Source organism: Candidatus Similichlamydia epinepheli, assembly GCF_003056015.1.
Genome location: NZ_PPEU01000059.1, coordinates 1 through 4781, shown reverse-complemented (window position 1 = coordinate 4781; position 4781 = coordinate 1). Strand labels below are relative to the sequence as shown.

At 36.2% G+C, this 4781-nt stretch carries 3 protein-coding genes; all 3 read right to left on the bottom strand.

All coding sequences use genetic code 11. The annotated features are described in order from the left end of the window. Window positions 1–1324 (bottom strand): peptide ABC transporter substrate-binding protein (locus GCCT14_RS03615; protein WP_157952574.1); only part of this gene is annotated, 1324 nt, incomplete at its 3' end. 46 nt (window positions 1325–1370) lie between these two features. Beyond that, on the bottom strand, window positions 1371–2933 hold the full coding sequence (locus tag GCCT14_RS03610) for a peptide ABC transporter substrate-binding protein (RefSeq protein WP_108624282.1): 1563 nt from the start codon (window positions 2931–2933) through the stop codon (window positions 1371–1373). Between the two features lie 16 nt (window positions 2934–2949). Next, complete coding sequence (locus tag GCCT14_RS03605; protein ID WP_157952573.1) at window positions 2950–4503, bottom strand: peptide ABC transporter substrate-binding protein; 1554 nt, start codon at window positions 4501–4503, stop codon at window positions 2950–2952. Window positions 4504–4781 lie beyond the last annotated feature (278 nt).

Below are 4781 nucleotides of genomic sequence, written 5' to 3'. Positions count from 1 at the left end.
TATCAAAAAATGTGTATGGATCTCGATAATTGGCAACTATACAGCTAATGGACATGTGAAAGTCTCCTTCTTTTAAGCAAGAAAAAATAGACCTGAATTCCAATATCTCAATTTTTATAAGAACACCCAATTTTTCTGCCCATTGCCGTTGAAGGACTTGTGCTCCATCTGCCCCTCTTTCCGAACATAGCAAACGCACTTCTCCGAGATCTTCTATTGACATTCCTAAATCTTGCAATCCCTCTTCAAGTAGTAATTTCGCAACTTGTGGAGATTCTTGAATAAGGCGAGCTCCTTTACGAGTAGAAAAAGAAGGAGGCAAATAAGAGTAAGCTGGAAAAGATCTTTTAAAAATACCTCTTCCTAATTCTTCACGGTCAATAGCCATTGAAAAAGCCAACCTCACCTTATGTGAAGCAAAAGGAGGTGCTTTAGTATTGAGTATCAAATGGGAAACAGTTGCTACATCATATTGATCCGAAACACAACCAGAAGGTGATAATCGATCAGCATCTTCTTGAGGAACCATTAAAAAACCACCGCCGATGCAATCAAGCTCCCCTTGTTCGAATAGAAGGGTTTGTGTTTTTGTTGACTCTACAAACATAAATTTAATCTGCGAAAGATTAACAGCATTCGCATCCCAATAAAACGGATTCTTTTTTAAAATAAGCGATTGTTCATGCTTAAAGCTTTTTACGTAAAAAGGACCATTTGTAACTAGGTAGCTAGACGTATTGTAATCTTGATAAATTGGGTAAAAAACAGGAAGAGTCAACAAATCTTTAAAATATGGGACTGGATGCTTAAGAGTGAAAAGCAGCGTATAATCGTCTTCTGCAACAATTGCTACATTTGACCAACTGGACGTTCCATTTCGAAACTCTTCTACTCCCGTAAAGAAATCAAAATGCATAGAGCCGAAACAAACTTTGCCATCCTCAGGCAAGATAGCATGCTTCCAGCTTCTGACAAAATCGTGGGCTGTTAAAGGAAGCCCATTCGACCAAAAAGATTTGCGCAATTGTATACGATAATTTAATCCATCGTCTGAAACTAACATGTTTTCAGCAAGACCAGGTATAACCGTTTTATCTGTACCAAGACGAAATAATCCTTCGTATATATGAAGTGATATAGTGGAACTATTAGAATTGCTTAAGAATTGCGGATGCAACTCTATCGGAAGAGCACCCAAATTTAAAACAAGAGTATCTTTCTTTCTTTCATTCGCTCCAAAAGAAGAGTCGTTGACATAAAAAATCTTAAAACATAGCGAAGATACAAAAAGTAGTCCTATAATGACACCTAATCTCAATTGCATATCCTCACACGAAATAAGAGACAAACATTACTATATTGGATCGCAGTCAAGAACCCCAATATGCCCTTGAAAAGTCTGCCATCCTACATTCTTGAATAATTACTCCAAGAAGGTCTTTTTGATGTGCATAAATTTGTTTTTCGAAAAATAGAGGTATTATTGGCATTTCGTTAAGAATTGTCCGTTCCATCTTTCTCAAGAATGAAAGGCGTTCTTGTCCATCTGAAGAAAGTCCTTCCTCAAGAAAATGTAAAAAGAAAAAAGAGGTCCAATTTGAAAAATTGTTAGCTCCCCTTTTGTATCTAAACGGTTCTAGCAAGGTATAAGGATCAGGATAAGGCGCTGACATCCCTTGAATTGCGCAATCAAACTCTCCTCGTTCCAGACGTGACAAGAATGTATTGGCGTCTACTAATTGTATATTAACTCTACAGCCAAGATTTCTCTCCCAACTCTCTTGGAGAAGCTTAACTATTGGCACCTGTTCTGGATGGCATATGAAGCGAATAGCATTTAGATGCTCAGGTAACAACTTCTGTTCTGCCAATCCTATATTTAAATCTTCCAGTGCATCAGCAAGATCTTCAACCAAAGAATTCATTTCAATTTTGGACGAAAAAAGTGTGGGCAGATATCGATAAGCTGGGTAGAACCGTTTTGATAATTTTTTGGCTAATTCGAATCTATTCAAGCTCATCGAAAAAGCACGTCGAATTTTTTGGGAAGCGAAGATCCTAGAATCTGTATTTAAAATCACGTAATGAACAGAAGCCGACTCACTCTCTAATTCTTCAAGTTGATCCAAAGTAGATTCTGCAATAGAGAGTAGGCACCCTCCTATCCAGTCAAGTTCTTTCCTCATGAAGAGTGAAGTTTGTGCAACATTATCATGCAGAAAAAAAAGATCAACTTTTTCTAATTGAACAGATTTAACGTCCCAATAAAAAGGGTTTTTCTCCCAAGTTAAATGTTTTTGTTGTCCTTTGATCAAACGAAAAGGTCCATTAGTTATCGAAGCATCAGTTCTACCATATGGATGCACTGGGAAAAATAGTGGTTGCGTAAGCATAAAAAGAAAAGAGGGCATTCGCCTACGAAGAGAAAAACAAATGGTATAATCATTTTTAGCAAAAAGAGACAATCGTGACCAATCTGGATGAAAAGGATCTATTTGTTCTGCTCCTAGGAAAAAATTAAAAGAAGAACGAAAGGGTGAAAATTTACCACGTGGAGATAAAACTGATCTCCAGCTACGGACGAAATCATGTGCAGTGAGAGGCGTTCCATCTGACCAATATGACGGCCTTAATTCTATTTCGTAATTTAAACCGTCTTTAGAGATAGATGTTTTTTTCGCTAAAGCAGGAAGAAGAACTCCTTTTTCACCTATCCTAAAAAGACCTTCGTAAAGATGAAGCACAAAGAATCCACTATTTGTATCACGGACAAAATGAGGATCTACTTCTTGTGGTGGAGCTCCAATATTCAACCGGAGAGACGTTTTTACTGGACAAGATGCGACAGACTTCTTAGGTCTTAAAAAGAAAAACGATCCAGGAATCAATGAAACACAGACTAACAGGAACAATAAAAAAGGAATGCGTCTCATTAGACTCTCCAAAAAATTATTTGATCCAAAATGCCTTCGAAAAATCGAGAGACATATATGTGTTCGAAACTACCCCAGATAAGTCTTTATGTAATAGAAATGGAGGAGATCCGAATGAAAGAGGGATAACAGGCAATTCTTCTAAAATGTGACGCTCGATTTCTGCAATACAACTTTTTTTCTCATCTTCACTGAGAGTTAATCCTCTCTGGAAAAGAAAACGGAAATAATCAGAATTCCAATTTGCTTTCACACCTTTAAAATGAAAAAAAAGATCTAAAAAAGCGTACGGATCTTGATAAGAAGCAACTAATCTCGAAATAGAAAGTTGAAAATCCCCTGTAGAAATTTTTTGGATGTAATCTGGATAATCAAGCAAAACTATATGAATATAAATGCCCAAATTTTTTAATAATTGCTGTTGAATGACCTGTGCAAAGTCTCTACAAAACGGCAAACAACATATGTTCAATTCATTAAATTGGGAAATGTCTAAACCTTCTTCTTTGATTCCCTCTTCAAAAAGTCGTTTTGCATCATCAAAATTTTCTCTCAGTTCAAGCAGTGGAAGGTTATCGAATAGAGACGGAGGAAAATAACGGTAAGCAGGCGGAGTCAATGTTAAAGAGGCTCTTACCAATTCTTTTCTGTTTAAAGCCATCGAAATAGCTGATCGAACCTTTTTGGAAGAAAGAAGCCTGTCATATGTATTAACTTTTAAAAAACATATTACGGAAGAATTATCATGAACAATTTTCTTCGTAGAAGATTGTTGTCTGATAGCTTCGTCAGAGTAGAGTGAAAGAAAACCTACACAATCGATCTCTCCCGCCTCAAAAAGAGGCATCTGTGCCTCTTCTTCGAAAAAAACAAGTTTAATTTCTTCAAGGAAGACTGACCTTGCATTCCAATAAAAATCATTCTTTTCCAGCACAAGACTTCTAAAACTATCAAATGATTTCATTTTAAAAGGCCCGTTACAAATTAAATTGTTAATATTACAGTTTTCGTAAACGGGGAAAAATATAGGCAGAGCAAGAAGTCGCTGAAAATTGGCTACAGGCTGCTTTAATGAGAAACAAAGCAAATCATCATCTTCTGCAAATAATGCAATTGTAGACCAGTCGCAATGCCCTGAACACAATTCATCTGCACCTTTAATCCAATTCAAATGGAAACCAAAAAAATGAAATTTAGAACAAGGTGAAATCACCTTGCGCCAACTTCTAACGAAATCATGTGCCGTTAGAGGAGTCCCATCAGACCAAAAAGATTTTCGTAAATAAACCCTATAATGTAATCCATCTAGTGATACTGAAATGTTTTCAGCCAATCCAGGAACAAGATCACCATTTGCTCCAAATCTTAAAAGACCCTCATATAGATGCGAGATAAGAAAGAATTCTCTAGGGACTCTAACTAAATGTGGATCCAAATGAGATGGAGGAACACCAAGATTTACAACCAGTGAATTGGTTCTTGATGAGCCAAATTTATGTCTAGAACTGTACGAAATCAATAAAGAGAAAATGGGGACGATAACAATAAAAAATCTTTTGAACCGTTTCATAAAAAAATCAAACTGCGACAACACTGTTCAAAAATTTGAAGTTAAAAATGCATTTGAATAACCCAGGTTGAGTAAGAAAGCAAGTAACCAACAAATATGTACAAATTAGTCCGAATTTACCAGATAATTCGAATTTCAATTGAATGGAACATCACATGACAACAGTCACCCCATCAAATAGATGAAGCGATCTGGCCACATCCTAGGGATGATTGCCTATGGATAAAAAGCAATAAAATTCTATAATAGATATTATTTTTTATGTATAATGTTCTATA